This window comes from Actinoplanes regularis, from assembly GCF_900188005.1.
Taxonomy (GTDB): domain Bacteria; phylum Actinomycetota; class Actinomycetes; order Mycobacteriales; family Micromonosporaceae; genus Actinoplanes; species Actinoplanes regularis.
The window spans coordinates 1-1,631 of record NZ_FZNR01000065.1 but is presented as its reverse complement, the minus strand read 5'-3'; the positions used below and the strand labels follow the sequence as shown (position 1 = coordinate 1,631).

At 68.1% G+C, this 1,631-nt stretch carries 1 protein-coding gene; it reads right to left on the bottom strand.

From position 1 onward, the window contains the following. Nucleotides 1-1,545 (bottom strand): condensation domain-containing protein (locus CHC09_RS44780; protein ID WP_342352375.1); only part of this gene is annotated, 1,545 nt, incomplete at its 3' end. Nucleotides 1,546-1,631 lie beyond the last annotated feature (86 nt).

Below are 1,631 nucleotides of genomic sequence, written 5' to 3'. Positions count from 1 at the left end.
ACCCGACAGGTCGGCACGCAACACCAGCGTGTTGACGAAGAAACCGACCAGATCGTCCAGCGCCGCGTCACCACGACCCGCCACCGACGTACCCAACGGAATGTCGAAGCCCGCGCCAACCCGCGACAACAGCACCGCCAGCGCCGCGTGCGCCACCATGAACACCGTCGAACCGCTCCGCTGCGCCAACTCGACCAACCGCGCATGCGTCTCGGCATCGACCTCCACGTCGACTGTGCCGCCACGCATCGAAGCCACCGCCGGGCGCGGCCGGTCGGTCGGCAGCGCCAACTCCTGCGGGATGCCCGAGAGGGTCTCCCGCCAGTAGCCGAGCTGGCCGGCGATCAAGCTCGACTCGTCATCGAGGTCGCCGAGGACCTCGCGCTGCCAGAGGGCGTAATCGGCGTACTGCACGTCCAGACTGCTCCAGGCCGGGACCTGGCCCTGGCGCCGGGCCGTATAAGCCGCCCGCAGATCCCGAGTCAGCACACCCATCGACCAACCGTCCAGCGCGATGTGATGCGCCACGATCGCCAGCACGAACTCACCCGGCGCCAACACGAGCAGTTGGGCCCGCCACGGCAGCTCGGTGTTCAGGTCGAAGCCACGACCGAAGAACGCCGCCACCACCGACGGCACATCACTCTCGGCGACCTCGCTGACCAGCAGCGATAGCTGGCCGGCGGCGCCGTCCAGGATCTGCTGGCAGGCCACCCCGTTCACCTCGGGATAGATCGTGCGAAGCACTTCATGGCGGTCGGCGACGTCACCGAGTGCTGCTTCCAGCGCGGCCACGTCCAGATCACCGGAGATCCGCAGCGCCATCGGCATGTTGTAGGCCACGCTCTGACCGGCGTCCTCGATCCGGTTCAGGAACCACATCCGCTGCTGGCCATAGGAGAGCGGCAGCAACTGCGGACGCTCCCGCGCCGTCAAAGCGATCCGGGTCGAAGCCTCGGCCGACGCACTCACCAGACCAGCCACCTCAACCGCCGACGGAGCGGTGAACAACTCCCCGATACTCAACTCCGCGTCGAACACCCGCCGGATCCGGGCGATCAACCGCATCGCCGACAGCGAATCACCACCGAGCTCGAAGAACGACACATCCGCCGGCACCGACTCCACACCGAGAATCTCCGCAAACAGGCCACACAGAATCTCCTCCGCGGCCGTCGCGGCGGCCCGGCCCGTGGTCGGCAGGTCCGGGGCCGGCAGGGCAGCCCGGTCCAGCTTGCCGTTGGCGTTCAGCGGCAGGCTGTCCAGCACGGTCAAGATGGTCGGCAGCATGTATTCCGGCAGCCGTTCGGCAGCGAACTCCCGGACCGCGGCCACGTCCAGGTCGTCACCGGCAGCGACCAGATACCCGACCAGGCGCTTGTCACCGGGCCGGTCCTCCCGCACGATCACCGCCGCCTGCGACACCTGCGGATGCCCGGTAAGGACGGCCTGGATCTCGGCGGGTTCGACCCGGAACCCACGCACCTTGACCTGCTCATCAGCGCGCCCAGCGAACACCAACTCACCGCTGGCAGCCCACTTCACCCGGTCACCCGTGCGATACAACCGGCCCCCACCAAACGGATCAGCCACAAACCGCTGCGCCGTCAACCCCGGCCGACCCACATAAC